Source organism: Pseudomonas sp. B3(2017), assembly GCF_002113595.1.
Taxonomy (GTDB): domain Bacteria; phylum Pseudomonadota; class Gammaproteobacteria; order Pseudomonadales; family Pseudomonadaceae; genus Aquipseudomonas; species Aquipseudomonas ekonensis.
In genome coordinates this window covers 137449-150713 of record NZ_NEIU01000008.1, presented here as the reverse complement: position 1 = coordinate 150713, position 13265 = coordinate 137449, and the positions used below count along the sequence as shown (strand labels likewise).

Annotated in this window: 14 protein-coding genes; 8 read left to right on the top strand and 6 right to left on the bottom strand. The window is 64.7% G+C overall.

All coding sequences use genetic code 11. The features are described 5' to 3' along the window. Window positions 1–19: 19 nt before the first annotated feature. Both CAG33_RS14230 and CAG33_RS14225 read right to left on the bottom strand, forming a co-directional pair. Entirely contained in the window at window positions 20–1111 is a 1092-nt protein-coding gene (locus CAG33_RS14230) for an endonuclease/exonuclease/phosphatase family protein (protein ID WP_085638907.1), read from the bottom strand. Between the two features lie 75 nt (window positions 1112–1186). Beyond that, on the bottom strand, window positions 1187–1861 hold the full coding sequence (locus tag CAG33_RS14225; protein WP_085632340.1) for a YciC family protein: 675 nt from the start codon (window positions 1859–1861) through the stop codon (window positions 1187–1189). Window positions 1862–2039: 178 nt separating this feature from the next. Here CAG33_RS14225 and CAG33_RS14220 point away from each other — a divergent pair, with 178 nt between their 5' ends. From CAG33_RS14220 to CAG33_RS14210, 3 genes are all read left to right on the top strand, one after another. Continuing rightward, on the top strand, window positions 2040–2783 hold the full coding sequence (locus CAG33_RS14220; RefSeq protein ID WP_085584048.1) for a DUF2076 domain-containing protein: 744 nt from the start codon (window positions 2040–2042) through the stop codon (window positions 2781–2783). Between the two features lie 205 nt (window positions 2784–2988). Then, a complete protein-coding gene (locus CAG33_RS14215; protein ID WP_085584050.1) occupies window positions 2989–3468 on the top strand; it encodes an NYN domain-containing protein in 480 nt (159 codons plus the stop codon). A 21-nt stretch (window positions 3469–3489) separates the two neighbouring features. Next, on the top strand, window positions 3490–4095 hold the full coding sequence (locus CAG33_RS14210) for a PolC-type DNA polymerase III (RefSeq protein WP_085638904.1): 606 nt from the start codon (window positions 3490–3492) through the stop codon (window positions 4093–4095). Between the two features lie 83 nt (window positions 4096–4178). Here CAG33_RS14210 and CAG33_RS14205 read toward each other — a convergent pair whose 3' ends face one another. Together CAG33_RS14205 and CAG33_RS14200 are read right to left on the bottom strand one after the other, a co-directional pair. After that, on the bottom strand, window positions 4179–5396 hold the full coding sequence (locus CAG33_RS14205) for an HNH endonuclease (RefSeq protein ID WP_139831366.1): 1218 nt from the start codon (window positions 5394–5396) through the stop codon (window positions 4179–4181). Window positions 5397–5455: 59 nt separating this feature from the next. Then, window positions 5456–5911: an Lrp/AsnC family transcriptional regulator gene (locus CAG33_RS14200; RefSeq protein ID WP_085584056.1), complete on the bottom strand. Its 456-nt coding sequence runs from the start codon at window positions 5909–5911 to the stop codon at window positions 5456–5458. Between the two features lie 164 nt (window positions 5912–6075). Between CAG33_RS14200 and yedA the strand changes: the two genes are divergently transcribed. Next, a complete protein-coding gene (yedA, locus tag CAG33_RS14195; RefSeq protein ID WP_085632332.1) occupies window positions 6076–7005 on the top strand; it encodes a drug/metabolite exporter YedA in 930 nt (309 codons plus the stop codon). Window positions 7006–7068: 63 nt separating this feature from the next. Then, complete coding sequence (locus CAG33_RS14190; protein ID WP_085638901.1) at window positions 7069–8400, top strand: DEAD/DEAH box helicase; 1332 nt, start codon at window positions 7069–7071, stop codon at window positions 8398–8400. A 165-nt stretch (window positions 8401–8565) separates the two neighbouring features. On the opposite strand, the gene CAG33_RS14185 is transcribed toward CAG33_RS14190, so the two are convergent. After that, window positions 8566–9843, bottom strand: coding sequence for a TIGR03862 family flavoprotein (locus CAG33_RS14185; RefSeq protein ID WP_371857680.1), 1278 nt, complete (start codon window positions 9841–9843; stop codon window positions 8566–8568). Between the two features lie 270 nt (window positions 9844–10113). Next, window positions 10114–11034, bottom strand: coding sequence for a histone deacetylase (locus tag CAG33_RS14180; protein ID WP_085584065.1), 921 nt, complete (start codon window positions 11032–11034; stop codon window positions 10114–10116). Between the two features lie 82 nt (window positions 11035–11116). Between CAG33_RS14180 and CAG33_RS14175 the strand changes: the two genes are divergently transcribed. The 3 genes from CAG33_RS14175 to CAG33_RS14165 all read left to right on the top strand — a co-directional run bounded on the left by CAG33_RS14175 (window position 11117) and on the right by CAG33_RS14165 (window position 13255). Further along, complete coding sequence (locus tag CAG33_RS14175) at window positions 11117–11686, top strand: GNAT family N-acetyltransferase (protein WP_085584067.1); 570 nt, start codon at window positions 11117–11119, stop codon at window positions 11684–11686. A 109-nt stretch (window positions 11687–11795) separates the two neighbouring features. After that, window positions 11796–12665, top strand: coding sequence for an acyl-CoA thioesterase II (gene tesB / locus CAG33_RS14170; RefSeq protein ID WP_085584069.1), 870 nt, complete (start codon window positions 11796–11798; stop codon window positions 12663–12665). Beyond that, window positions 12662–13255 carry an HAD family hydrolase gene (locus CAG33_RS14165; protein WP_085584071.1) on the top strand — a complete coding sequence of 198 codons (594 nt, stop codon included), beginning with the start codon at window positions 12662–12664 and terminating at the stop codon, window positions 13253–13255. Before tesB ends, CAG33_RS14165 begins: the two co-directional genes overlap by 4 nt. Window positions 13256–13265: the final 10 nt, after the last annotated feature.

The window sequence follows — 13265 nt, the reverse complement described above, 5'->3', positions numbered from 1 at the left end:
CTGCTCGCGATGCCGGCGGTCAGGGAGTAGGAGGCAACAGGAACCGCGCGACCACCGGCAAATGGTCGGAGATGCGCAAGGTGTCGTCCTGGCGCACACGGGCCTCGACCCGCTTGACCTTCGGGCTGTGGAACAGGAAATCCACCGTGCGGTCCGGGCCGTTCAGGGCCGGGTCGTTGGGGTAGTGGGTCAGCCATCGGGCGCGGTCGATGCCGCCGGCCTCGTTGTTGGTCGGGATCATCGGATATTTGTCCCACAGCAGGTGCAGCGCACTGTCGGCGGCGTAGGGCGTGCGCTGCTCCGCCGGCAGGCGCCGGTACTGGCCCAGGGGCAACAGGTTGAAGTCGCCGCCGATCAGCCACGCGATGCCGTGGCTTTCGTGCTTGTCGAGCGCCTTGGCCACCGCCGCCACCTGCGCCCGGGCGGTGTCGGCGGAAGCCTCTGTGGGGGGCCGGGCGCGTTCCAGCAGGGTGTTGAGCACCACCAGTTGGCCGCCGTCGCTCAGGGGCAGCGCCGTGCTGAGCAAGGCGTTTTTCGGCTGGAACTGGCGGCTGATGACGTTGGCCGGCGCCACCGGCAGTTGCAGGCGTTCGGCGTGTTCGATGCGGTAGCGGGAGAGGGTGGCGAGCTGCCGGCCGACGCTGCCGAAAATGTGCGGGTCGGGAACGAAATCGGCCTTCCAGTCGAAAGCATGGGCGCTGCACGGGTAGAGGTCGGTGAGGCGTTCCTGCAACAGCTTCAGCTGGTTCTGGTAGCCGCTGGCCTTGGCGCCGTCGTCCAGTTCCTGCAACAGCACGATGTCGGGCTGTTCGTCGCGGATCACCCGCGCCACCTCGTCGAGGCTGAAGGCCATGTCGTCGGCGGTCGGGGCTTCATCCTCGCCGTGGGCCAGGTCGTTCCAGAACACGTAACGCTTGCCGGCCAGGTACTGGACGTTCCAGGTCATCGCCTTGAGCGCCTGGCCGGGCACCAGCACCGGCGGTTGCCCGGTGCAGCTGACCGGCAGGGTTTCCCGGGCGTCGGGGCGCCAGGTCAGGCTGTAGAGCGCCGTGCCGGCGAGGGCGACGACGAACAGCACGGGCAACAGGATGTAGCGCAGCAGTCGGGTCATGGCTCAACGCATCGCGTTCTGCAAAGTGGCCCCGAGCATACCCGAGACCCGTCGCCGAGCCCAAGGCCAGAGCGGTCAGACCGTTCCGCTTCGCTTGTCGGGCAGTTCGCTGATGAGCATGAACAGGCGGAACAGCACCACGCTGGTGAACAGTTGCAGGAAGCTCTGGGCGCTGTCGATCAGCACCGCGACCAGCGGGTTCTGCGGCTCGGGGTAGACCTGCAGGGTCATGCCCTTGAGCAGCCACAACGGCCCCATCACGCACAGGATGCAGCCCAGGATCCGCAGGAAGTGCCCCCGGGTCAGGCGCAGGCTTTCCTTCATCGCCTGCAGCGGGCCGAAGCCGCGCAGCACCAGCAGGTATTCGCCGAACGCGAGGGTGACCATCAGCCACAGCCCCGGCAGGAAATACAGCGACAGGCCGAGCAGGATCAGCAGGGTGTTGAGGGCGGTCAGCACCGCGAAGCGCGGCCACAGGCGCGCGGACATGGCCAACAGGTCGCGGATCAGCGGGGACTCGCCGCGGGTGCGGGCGTCGAGGAACAGGATCAGGGCGGCGGTGTACAGCGGGTACACCAACAGGCCGACGATCACGCTGATGGCCGAGACATTGTCCGGGTCGCCGGCGCGGTCGACCATCTGCTGCAGGAACGCCTCGAAGATCACCAGCGGCAGGCACAGCTGGACGATCCGCCCCAGATGGCGTTTGAAGAAGTACAGGGAGTCGCGCAGCACATCGAAGGCATTCATCAGTCGGTATCGCAGGTCAAAAACAGTGGCTCACTTTAACCGATGACGCCTTCGGCTGCGCAAACGTAAACGTTCGGTAAAGACCATTGAAACATTCTGCCGCTGCCTCCATTACGGAGGGGCGCCCCGACCGATGTGGACGGGGGCGACGTTATCCCCGGCAATCTGTGAGGTCGCCATGAACACCGAAGAACAAACCCTGATCGATGGACTGTTTTCCCGCCTGCAGCAGGCCGAGACGGAGGCAGCCCCGCGCGACGCCCAGGCCGAGGCGCGGATCAAGGAACACCTGACGCGCCAGCCGGCCGCAGGTTATTTCATGACCCAGGCGATTCTGGTGCAGGAGGCCGCCCTCAAGAGCCTCGACGAACAGAACAAGCAACTGACCCAGCAGGTTCAGCGCCTGCAGGCCGAACTGCAATCGGCCAAGGCCCAGACCGCGGCGCCGGCCCCAAGCGGCGGCGGGTTCCTGTCCAGCATCTTCGGCGGCAGCCCGCGCCCGGCGGCCGCACCGGCCCAGAGCGCCGCGCCGGCCACCGGCGGCTGGCGCGAACCGGCCCCGTCGAACTACGGCGCACCGCCGCCGCAGCAGAACTTCGGCGCCCCGCCATCCAGCTACGCCCCGCAGCAGGCCGCCCCTTCGGCGGGCAGCAGCTTCCTCGGCGGCGCCCTGAAGACCGCCGCCGGCGTGGCGGGCGGGGTAATGCTGGCGCAAGGCATCAGCAGCCTGTTCAGCCACAACCAGCAGCCGCAGGAAATCGTCGAAGTGATCAAGGAAGTGCCGGAGCCGGCCAGCGACCAGGGCAACAACGGCTGGGGCGACGAGCAGCGCTATGCGGGCAATGACCAGGGCGGCTTCACCGACACCGACTACAGCGACGACAACTCGTCGTTCTTCGATGACGACGATTCCTACGTCTGACCAACGGTAAAGCCTGCACCTTGTGGCGAGGGAGCTGGCTCCCGCCGGACTGCGCAGCAGGCCTGTCTCTTGAAAGACGCGGCCGCTTCGAAGCCCGGCGGGAGCCCGCGCCCTCGCCACATTGCCGTTTACTGGCATACTGAGCGCCTTTTTCGGGCCTGGCGCCTGATCCGGCTCATGCGCGTTGGCGCCCACAGGTATTCCGGTGAAAAAAATCGCAGTGTTCGCCGACGTGCAGAACCTCTACTACACCGTGCGTCAGGCCTACGGTTGCCACTTCAACTACGCGGCGCTGTGGGCGGACGTCAGCCGCCAAGGCCAGATCGTCGAGGCCTACGCCTACGCCATCGACCGCGGCGACAGCAAGCAGCAGCAGTTCCAGCAGATCCTGCGCAACCTGGGCTTCACCGTGAAGCTCAAGCCCTACATCCAGCGCAGCGACGGTTCGGCCAAGGGCGACTGGGACGTGGGCATCACCCTCGACATCATGGACGCCGCCGACCACGTCGACGAAATCGTCCTGGCCTCCGGCGACGGCGATTTCGACATGCTGCTGGAGCGCGTCGCCCACAAGCACGGCGTGCAGACGGTGGCCTACGGCGTGCCGGGCCTGACCGCCAACTCACTGATCCGCGCCGCCGGCCGCTACGTGCCGATCGACGGCGCGCTGTTGCTCAAGCATTGATTTGAACGGAGCCCACCCGGTTTGGAACGCATTGCAGTCATCGACTTCGAAACCACCGGCATCTCGCCCAGCAGCAGTTGCCGCGCCACGGAAATCGCCGTGGTCATGCTGGAGAACGGTCGCATCGTCGAGCGTTACCAAAGCCTGATGAACGCCGGCGTGCGCGTCCCGGCTTTCATCGAACAACTGACCGGCATCAGCAACGCCATGCTGCGCACCGCGCCGTCGGCCGAGCAGGTGATGAACGAAGTCAACGAATTCGTCGGCACCACGCCGCTGCTGGCGCACAACGCCGCGTTCGACCAGAAGTTCTGGGACTTCGAACTGGGTCGGATCAGACGCACCCGCCTGCAGAACTTCGCCTGCTCGCTGCTGCTGGCCCGACGCCTGATGCCGGCGGCGCCGAACCACAAACTCGGCACGCTCACCGCTTTCGCCAACCTGCCGCACACCGGCCAGGCCCACCGGGCGATGGCCGACGCCGAAATGGCGGCCAACCTGCTGGCCCACATGGCGGACGACCTGCGCAACCGGCACGGGGTGCGGGAGATCTCCCATGATTGGCTGTGCCGGTTGCAGAAGGTGCCGGCGGCGAAGGTGGGGGAGCATTTGCGGCGCTATTGCTAGGTCACGGGAAATAGCGCGTCGGAGAGTGAAGCGATGCCTTGGCCCTGTTTCCTAAAAGAGCAGGATCGTTTCCATCGGTTTTCTCAAGTGTCTCTCCGATGTCCATCGGGTTGGGAATCCTCCGAAAAAGAGTGCGCATTTTTTGCATTCTCTTCTCTTTGTGCGTACCGGTCGGCGATGGAGTCAAACATTTTTTGCAGGTCATCAACAATTCCATCTAGCAGGATTTCCGCATTTTCACGCGTGTTTTCAAGAGAGTTTGCGGCAGCAAGGCGTTTGTCGACGAGTCTCTTCATCTCCCGCTCCTGACTTCTTTGCTCGGTCATGGCTATCAAGCATTCAAGGCGTTCTGTATGTCGCTGTACGATGGAGGGGTGATCAGGGTGAGTCTCTGCGCTCCAGTCACTCTCGATTACGGCCTCCCAGTTGACGTCGGGCTCGGTTTCAGTTCCCGTGACAATGTTTATGCCGTAGGCCTGCTTGATCGCGGTGTCTCCAGAGTAGGGCACACAGACGGTTCCGCAATAGATTCCGAATAGCTCAACGTTTATCAACGCCTTCTGTTTTTGGGGACTTGCCACCAAAAAAATCGTATGGGTATCTGGCGAATGGTCAACGACTTCAAAGTCAGGTAGCCAGTAGAACGTATCAGGCGGGAGCGGAATATCGTTGGTGGCTTCTTTTGTGTCGTAGTCCGGAAGTTTGGATACATATTCGCGAAGAAGCGGATGTGCGCCGACATTGTGATGTTCTGAAAAGAGAGAGGCCATGACAAAAATGGCAGGGAAAATGTTGTGATGGCTGAGGTTAAGCTCATATCCCATCGGATGGGTTGGGTATGATTCGGTAAACGTGGCGTTCGATATGGCGGTTGAGATGTCCATATCATGGTCAGGGTGTAGTTTTTGTATGCGCTGTAGATGGTTTTTGTAGTCGTTTAGGTCTCTGGAGTGAAATGTATAAAGGACTCCATCAGACTTTTCTGTTCTTTTGAATGTTGGCTTTGTCGCTCTGAAGGGCGTTCCAAAGTTTGTGTAGTATTTGTCACCCCGGGTGTCTGTCATCACTGTATTTGGCGGTGCGGATCCGTCCTCTCTTACACCGCCCAAAGAGGACATTACCGGGTTGAACAGTTTGATGATTCTCAGATCGACCCGTTTATTGAGTATGTCATTGGCGGTTCTGCTGATGAGGCCTTTGGGCTTCAGTGTTCCTCCAAGTGCGAGAGGAATGATGTGTGCGAACGAGTCGGCTTCCACTGTAAGGGGTTGCTGAGTGATGAGGCATTCTTTGGCATCCATTGCGCTATTCCATTGATTTCAACATGAGGGGTATGCGAGCGGGCAAGTATTTATGAGCGCTAAACTTTTGTCACTGCCTCTAATTGCCCCAACGGCACCCGCTTCTCTATCGCGCTCGACAGCACGATGGACGTCTTGCTGAACCCGAATTTCGCCACCCGGTCGATCAGTTGCTCCAGCTCCGGCATCGAGCCCACCGCCGCCTGCATGATCACGCACGGGTCGCCGGTGACGCGGTGGCATTCGGTGAGCTGCGGAATTTTGATCAGGTCGTCGTAGGCCTTCTGGTTGCCGTGCTGGTTCAGGCGCAGTTCGATGACGCAGCGGATCGGCAGGCCGAGCTTGGCCATGTCGACTTTCGCCTGGTAGCCGGTGATCACGCCGCTGGCCTCCAGTTTGGCCACGCGCTCGGCCACGGCGGGGGCGGAGAGGTTCACTTTGCGGGCGAGGTCGGCGTAGGACGCGCGACCGTTTTCCAGCAGGGCGCCGAGCAGCATGCGGTCGTACTTGTCCATGGGCGGACTCCTGAAAAGGTCAGACTTTCGAAAGGATGGCTGATCGACGCGATCTCCGTGATTTCAAAAGTGTACCGGTGCGATAAACAGGTTTTGTAACTTATTTTTAGCAGTTGGCCTTTCTAGAATAGTCGGTCTCCCTGCCTTGATGTCGAGCTGCTCCCATGTCTGCCGTGCGCCGTTTTTCCCTGCCGTTGATTGCCGCATTCTTTGCGCTGTACGTGATTTGGGGATCGACCTACCTGGTGATCCGTCTCGGCGTCGAACACTGGCCGCCGCTGATGCTCGGCGGCGTGCGCTTCGTGATCGCCGGCAGCCTGATGTACGGATTCCTGCGCTGGCGCGGGGTGCCGGCGCCGACCTGGGCGCAGTGGAAGGCGGCGGGGCTGATCGGGATTCTGCTGCTGAGCTTCGGCAACGGCGCGGTGACGGTGGCCGAACACACGGGCGTGGCCTCCGGCGTGGCGGCGCTGGCCGTGGCGACGGTGCCGCTGTTCACCTTGCTCTTCGGCTACTTCTGGGGCGCGCGCAACACCCGTCTGGAATGGGCCGGGGTGGCGATGGGGATCCTCGGCATCGCGATGCTCAACATGGGCTCCAACCTGCAATCCAGTCCGCTGGGGGCGGCGCTGCTGATCTTCGCGGCGGCGGCCTGGGCCTTCGGTTCGGTGTGGAGCAAGCACTTGCCGCTGCCCCAGGGCGCCATGGCCAGCGCGGCGGAAATGCTCGTCGGCGGTGTGGTGCTGCTGATCGGCAGCGCGGTCAGCGGCGAGCGCCTGGAGGCCATGCCGCCGCTGGACGGCTGGCTGGCGCTGGCGTACCTGATCTTCTTCGGCTCGATCATCGCGTTCAACGCCTACATGTACCTGCTCAAGCACGTGCGCCCGGCGGCGGCCACCAGTTATGCCTACGTCAACCCGGCGGTGGCGGTGCTGCTGGGGATCGTGTTCGTGGGCGAGACCATCGGCCTTGAGGAAGCGTTGGCGATGCTGGTGATCATCAGCGCGGTGGTGCTGATCGGCCTGCCGCAATGGCGGCGGGGGGCGGAGCGTCCGGCGGTCGTGGCGGCGCCGACAGAATCCCGGGCGAATTAGGGTAAACTGCGCGCCATTGCACACTCGTTGCACCTTTGCGCTGAATTTTCCTACGGTACTCCCATGACTTTCGCCACCCTTGGCCTGATCGAACCTCTGCTGCGCGCCCTTGAGACGCTCGGCTACCAGACCCCGACGCCGGTGCAGGCCCAGGCCGTTCCGGCAGTGCTGGCCGGCCGCGACCTGATGGCGGCGGCCCAGACCGGCACCGGCAAGACCGCCGGTTTCGCCTTGCCGCTGCTGCAACTGTTGACGATGGAAGGGCCGAAGGTCGCCGCCAACTCGGTGCGCGCGCTGATCCTGGTGCCGACTCGCGAGCTGGCCGAGCAGGTCCACGAGGCCGTGCGCCAGTACGCCGAGCACCTGCCGCTGCGCACCTACGCGGTGTACGGCGGCGTCAGCATCAACCCGCAGATGATGAAGCTGCGCGGCGGCGTCGACCTGCTGGTGGCGACCCCGGGCCGTCTGCTCGACCTGTTCCGCCAGAACGCGCTGAAGTTCAACCAGTTGCAGACCCTGGTGCTGGACGAAGCCGACCGCATGCTCGACCTGGGCTTTTCCGAAGAGCTGGCGAACATTTACCGCGCCCTGCCGAAGAAACGTCAGACGCTGCTGTTCTCCGCGACCTTCTCCGACGACATCCGCCTCCTGGCCGGGCAGATGCTCAACGATCCGCTGAGCATCGAGGTCAGCCCGCGCAACGTCGCCGCCAACACCGTCAAGCAATGGGTGGTGACGGTGGACAAGAAGCGCAAGTCCGAACTGTTCGTGCACCTGATGCGCAAGAACAAGTGGAAGCAGGTGCTGGTGTTCGCCAAGACCCGCAACGGCGTGGATGCGTTGGTGGAGAAACTCCAGGGCCTGGGCGTGAACGCCGACGGCATCCATGGCGACAAGCCCCAGGCGACCCGGCAGCGTGCGCTGGACCGCTTCAAGCTCGGCGAGGTGCAGATCCTGGTGGCCACCGACGTGGCGGCCCGGGGCCTGGACATCGAAGACCTGCCGCTGGTGGTCAACTTCGATCTGCCGATCGTGGCCGAAGACTACATCCACCGCATCGGCCGCACCGGCCGGGCGGGCTCCACCGGCCAGGCGATTTCGTTGGTGTGCGCCGATGAGGTGAACCTGCTGTCAGCCATCGAGATGCTGACGCGCCAGACGCTCAAGCGCGAGAACGAGCCGGACTTCGAGCCCGACCACCGGGTGCCGGACACCGACGCCAGCGGCCAGGTGATCAAGAAGCCGAAGAAACCGAAAAAGCCGAAAGTGACCGGCGGCAAGCGCAACCTGGGCAAGTGGGTGGACAGCGGCGACACGGCGGTGTCGGAACCTGCGATCAAGCCTGTGCGAAAAGTGCCGGCATTCAACACCGGGCCGCGTAAGCGCAAGCCTTGATCCCATCGCGCTGATCAGACTGTAATCGCCAGCCTGCTGGCGATTGCGGTGGGTCAGCCAGCACTGTTGTCGGCTGTGCCGGCCTCATCGCTGGCAAGCCAGCTCCCACAGGATTTTTGGTGTGCAGGGGCTCAGTGTGGGAGCCAGCCTGCTGGCGATTGGATTTCAGCCTTTGCGCTGCAGCCACTCGATCATCCCCAAACCCGCCGTCCGCCCGCTGGCGAAACACGCCGTCAGCAGATAGCCCCCGGTCGGGGCTTCCCAGTCGAGCATCTCGCCGGCGCAGAACACCCCCGACAACGCCTTGAGCATCAGCCGTTCATCCATGGCCTCGAACGTCACGCCGCCGGCGCTGCTGATTGCTTCGTCCAGCGGGCGCGCCTTCACCAGCGTCAGGGGCAAGGCCTTGATCGCCCCGGCCAGTCGCGCCGGGTCGGCGAAGGTCTGGGCGTCGGTCAGTTCCCGCAGCAGCGCCGCCTTCACCCCGTCGATCCCGAGCTGGCCGTGCAGGTGCTTGGCCATCGTGCGCGAGCCGCGGGGTTTGCTCAAGGCGGCCTGGATCTTATCCACAGGCCGGCCGGGCAGCAGGTCGATGTGCACAACGGCCGAACCGTTGCGGTTGATCGCCTCGCGGATCGGCGCCGACAGCGCGTAGACCAGGCTGCCTTCGATGCCGGTGGCGGTGATGACGCATTCGCCCAGGCGCGGCTTGTCGTCGTTCAGGCCGATGCCGATGTTCTTCAGCGGTGCGCCGGCGAATTTGCTGACCATCAGATCGCTCCACGCTGACACCTCGAAGCCGCAATTGCTCGGCTGCAACGGCGCCAGTCCTACGCCGCGTTGCTCCAACGCCAGCATCCAGGCACCGTCCGAACCCAGGCGCGACCAGCTGCCGCCGCCGAGGGCGAGCAGGGTGGCGTCGGGGGTGAGGGTCTTTTCGCCGTCGGGGCTGTCGACGCGCAAAGCGCCGTTGGCGTCCCAGCCGATCCAGCGGTGGCGGGTGTGGATAACGACGCCGCCGTCGCGCAGGCGCTTGAGCCAGGCGCGCAGCAGCGGTGCGGCTTTCATGTCGGTGGGGAACACCCGGCCGGAACTGCCGATGAAGGTGTCGATGCCCAATCCGTGGATCCAGCGGCACAGCGCGTCGGCGTCGAAGTCCCGCAGCAGCGGGGCGATCTGCGGTGCGCGCTCGGCGTAGCGGGAGAGGAACGCCGGGTACGCTTCGGAATGGGTGATGTTCATGCCGCCGACCCCGGCCAGCAGGAACTTGCGGCCCACCGAGGGCATGCCGTCGTACAGGTCGACGCGCACGCCGGCCTGGCTCAGCACCTCGGCGGCCATCAGGCCGGCGGGGCCTCCGCCGATGATGGCGACGTGGTGGGGGGCGGTGGAGGCGGGCTGGGTCATGGCGTGCGCTGCGGTCTGGCGGGAAGAGGCGCGCATTCTACCAGCCGCGAACCCTGTGGGAGCGAGCTTGCTCGCGATGGCGACGGTACATCCGGCATCGATGGGTCGGACAGACCGTTATCGCCAGCAGGCTGGCGCCCTCCGTGTTTGCTTTTTGCGATTCAACATGGGCTCCGCCGGGCGGAGTCAGGCACTGGTCAAAAAACGACCATCGCGCTGCAGGCCAGGGTCAGCGTGGGCTGTAGTCCCTTTCGCGCAGGTTATCCACAGGCCGTTCCACAGCGATTGTGGGTAACGCAGCACAACTCAATGACAACCGGATGACTGCCAGACCCGCTGCGCGCTGTGGTGCAGGATGCCGTGGCGGCGGGCGAGGGCCTGGCGGTCCTTGCTGTAGCCGCCGCCGATGACGCCGACCACCGGGATGTCGCGGCCCAGGCAATGGCGCATGACGCTTTCGTCCCGGGCGGCCACGCCGGCGTCGGTCAATTGCAGATAACCGAGGGCGTCGTCCTTGTGCACGTCGACGCCGGCGTCGTACAGCACCAGGTCCGGCTGGTACAGCGGCAGCAGGTAGTTGAGGGCATCGTCGACGACGCGCAGGTAATCGGCGTCGCCCATGCCCTTGGGCAGTGGGATGTCCCAGTCGCTTTCGGCCTTGCGTGCGGGAAAGTTCTTTTCGCAATGCAGGGAAACGGTGATCGCCTCCGGGGTGTCGTGCAGGATCCGGGCGGTGCCGTCGCCTTGGTGCACGTCGCAGTCGAAGATCAGCACGCGGTTCACCCGGCCGCTCTGCAGCAGGTAGTGGCTGATGATCGCCAGGTCGTTGAAGATGCAGAACCCGGCGGGGTAGTCGTAGTGGGCGTGGTGGGTGCCACCGGCCAGGTGGCAGGCCAGGCCGTGCTCCAGGGCCTTTTCCGCCGCCAGGATCGAACCGCCGACCGCCCGCACCGTGCGCCGGGCCAGCGCCTCGTTCCACGGCAGGCCGAGGCGGCGCTGGTCTTCGCGGGACAGCTCGCCGCTCATGTAGCGCTCGATGTAGTCGCGGTCATGGGCCAGGGCGAGGATGTCCGGTGGGCACAGCTGCGGGCGCAGCAGGTCTTCGTCGCGGGTCAGGCCGCTGTCCACCAGGTGGTCGCGCAGCAGGCGGAACTTGTCCATCGGGAACCGGTGATCCGCCGGGAACTCAGGGCTGTAGTCGTCGTGGTAGATCAACGGTAATGGCATGGAGAAATCATGTAGGCACGCAGGAAAGAATCACGGATCCTACCAGCGATGTAGACTGGCGGCACGGAAACGGAGGGGCACCATGGAGCCGATACTTGAGCTTGAAAGCGCAAGGCTGCGGATGCGCCAGTGGCAGGACGAGGATTTGCCGGCATTTGCCGCTATGTGCGCGGATCCGCAGGTGATGCGCTATTTCCCTGCACCGTTGACCCGACTGGAAAGCGCCTCGATGATCGGTCGCGTGCGCGGGCATTTCGCCGAACACGGTTATGGCCTGTGGGCGCTGGAGCGCAAGGACTCCGGCCAGTTCATCGGCTTCACGGGCTTGGGCGTGGTGGGCTTCGACGCGCCGTTCACCCCGGCGGTGGAAATCGGCTGGCGCCTGGCCAAGGAGCACTGGGGCTTGGGGTATGCCAGCGAAGCGGCGTGGACGGCGCTGCGTTGCGGCTTCGACCGGGTGGCGCTGAACGAGGTGGTGTCGTTCACCAGCGAGTCCAACCTGCCGTCGCAGAAAGTGATGCAGGCGATCGGCATGCACCACGCCGAGGCGGATGATTTCGATCACCCGCGCCTGGCCGACGGCCATCCGCTGCGCCGGCACGTGCTGTACCGCATCAGCCGCGAGCAGTGGCTGCAAACCTTGCATGGATAAGCAAACACGGACGTTTAAAATGGCCGCCGCCCCGAAGGGCCCGGTCAGAACCTGAATCCCCCGCCGCAGCCGAGACTGCGCGGTTTTGCTTTGTGTGAGGAGAGTCTGAATGAGCCAAGTGTTGGAAGATCTGGTGGATCTGCTGACCCTCGAACCGATCGAGGAAAACCTGTTCCGCGGCCGCAGCCAGGACCTGGGGTTCCGCCAGCTGTTCGGCGGCCAGGTGCTCGGCCAGTCGTTGTCGGCGGCCAGTCAGACCGTCGAAGAGGCGCGGCATGTGCACTCGATGCACGGTTATTTCCTGCGTCCGGGGGACGCCAAGCTGCCGGTGGTGTACTCGGTGGACCGCGTGCGCGACGGCGGCAGCTTCAGCACCCGGCGCGTCACGGCGATCCAGAAGGGCCATCCGATCTTCACGTGCAGCGCTTCGTTCCAGTACGACGAGGAAGGCTTCGAGCACCAGAGCCGGATGCCTGAGGTCGTCGGCCCGGAGAACCTGCCGTCGGAACTGGAGATCACCCAGCAGCGCGCCCATCTGATCCCCGAGCACATGCGCGAGAAGCTGCTGTGCCCGAAACCGATCGAGGTGCGCCCGGTCACCGAAAAGGATCCGTACAACCCGCAGCCGGCCGACCCGGTCAAGTACGTGTGGTTCCGCGCCGACGGCGCCCTGGCCGACATCCCGGCCCTGCACAAGTACTTGTTGGCCTACGCCTCGGACTTCGGCCTGCTGACCACGTCGATGCTGCCCCACGGCAAGTCGGTCTGGCAGAAGGACATGCAGGTCGCCAGCCTCGACCACGCGCTGTGGTTCCACAATGACCTGCGCGCCGACGACTGGCTGCTCTACGCGATGGACAGCCCGTGGGCCGGCAACTCCCGCGGGTTCTCCCGGGGCAGCGTGTTCAACCGCGCCGGGCAACTGGTGGCGTCGGTGACCCAGGAAGGCCTGATCCGCCACCGCAAGGACTGGGCATGAGTCTGGCGGACGTGCGGCACTGGGTGTTCGACATGGACGGCACCCTGACCGTCGCGGTGCATGACTTCGCGGCGATCCGGGTGGCGTTGTCGATTCCGCCCGAGGACGACATCCTCACCCACCTTGCGGCCTTGCCGGCGGACGAAGCGGCCGCCAAGCACGCCTGGCTGCTGGAGCATGAACGGGATCTGGCGCTGGGCTCGACCCCGGCTTCCGGCGCGGTGGAGCTGGTGCGCGACCTGCACGCCCGGGGCTACCGGCTCGGCATCCTGACCCGCAATGCCCGCGAGCTGGCCCATGTCACGCTCGAAGCCATCGGCCTGGCCGACTGCTTTGCCGTGGAGGATGTGCTGGGCCGCGACGAAGCGCCGCCCAAGCCGCATCCCGGCGGGCTGCTGAAACTGGCGCACGCCTGGGCGGTGCCGGCCAGCGAGATGGTGATGGTCGGCGACTACCGCTTCGACCTCGATTGCGGCCGGGCGGCGGGGGCGCGGACGGTGCTGGTGAACCTGCCGGACAACCCATGGCCGGAACTCACGGACTGGCACGCGAAGGATTGCGTCGAGCTGCGGCGGATGGTGTTCGCCTGAGCGGACGCCA

Bases quoted from the DNA above. Each gene is read 5' to 3' on its own strand.
- CAG33_RS14230 (WP_085638907.1), bottom strand. From the start codon at position 1,111: ATGACCCGACTGCTGCGCTACATCCTGTTGCCCGTGCTGTTCGTCGTC.
- CAG33_RS14225 (WP_085632340.1), bottom strand. From the start codon at position 1,861: ATGAATGCCTTCGATGTGCTGCGCGACTCCCTGTACTTCTTCAAACGC.
- CAG33_RS14220 (WP_085584048.1), top strand. From the start codon at position 2,040: ATGAACACCGAAGAACAAACCCTGATCGATGGACTGTTTTCCCGCCTG.
- CAG33_RS14205 (WP_139831366.1), bottom strand. From the start codon at position 5,396: ATGGATGCCAAAGAATGCCTCATCACTCAGCAACCCCTTACAGTGGAA.
- CAG33_RS14200 (WP_085584056.1), bottom strand. From the start codon at position 5,911: ATGGACAAGTACGACCGCATGCTGCTCGGCGCCCTGCTGGAAAACGGT.
- yedA (WP_085632332.1), top strand. From the start codon at position 6,076: ATGTCTGCCGTGCGCCGTTTTTCCCTGCCGTTGATTGCCGCATTCTTT.
- CAG33_RS14190 (WP_085638901.1), top strand. From the start codon at position 7,069: ATGACTTTCGCCACCCTTGGCCTGATCGAACCTCTGCTGCGCGCCCTT.
- CAG33_RS14185 (WP_371857680.1), bottom strand. From the start codon at position 9,843: ATGCGCGCCTCTTCCCGCCAGACCGCAGCGCACGCCATGACCCAGCCC.
- CAG33_RS14180 (WP_085584065.1), bottom strand. From the start codon at position 11,034: ATGCCATTACCGTTGATCTACCACGACGACTACAGCCCTGAGTTCCCG.
- CAG33_RS14175 (WP_085584067.1), top strand. From the start codon at position 11,117: ATGGAGCCGATACTTGAGCTTGAAAGCGCAAGGCTGCGGATGCGCCAG.
- tesB (WP_085584069.1), top strand. From the start codon at position 11,796: ATGAGCCAAGTGTTGGAAGATCTGGTGGATCTGCTGACCCTCGAACCG.
- CAG33_RS14165 (WP_085584071.1), top strand. From the start codon at position 12,662: ATGAGTCTGGCGGACGTGCGGCACTGGGTGTTCGACATGGACGGCACC.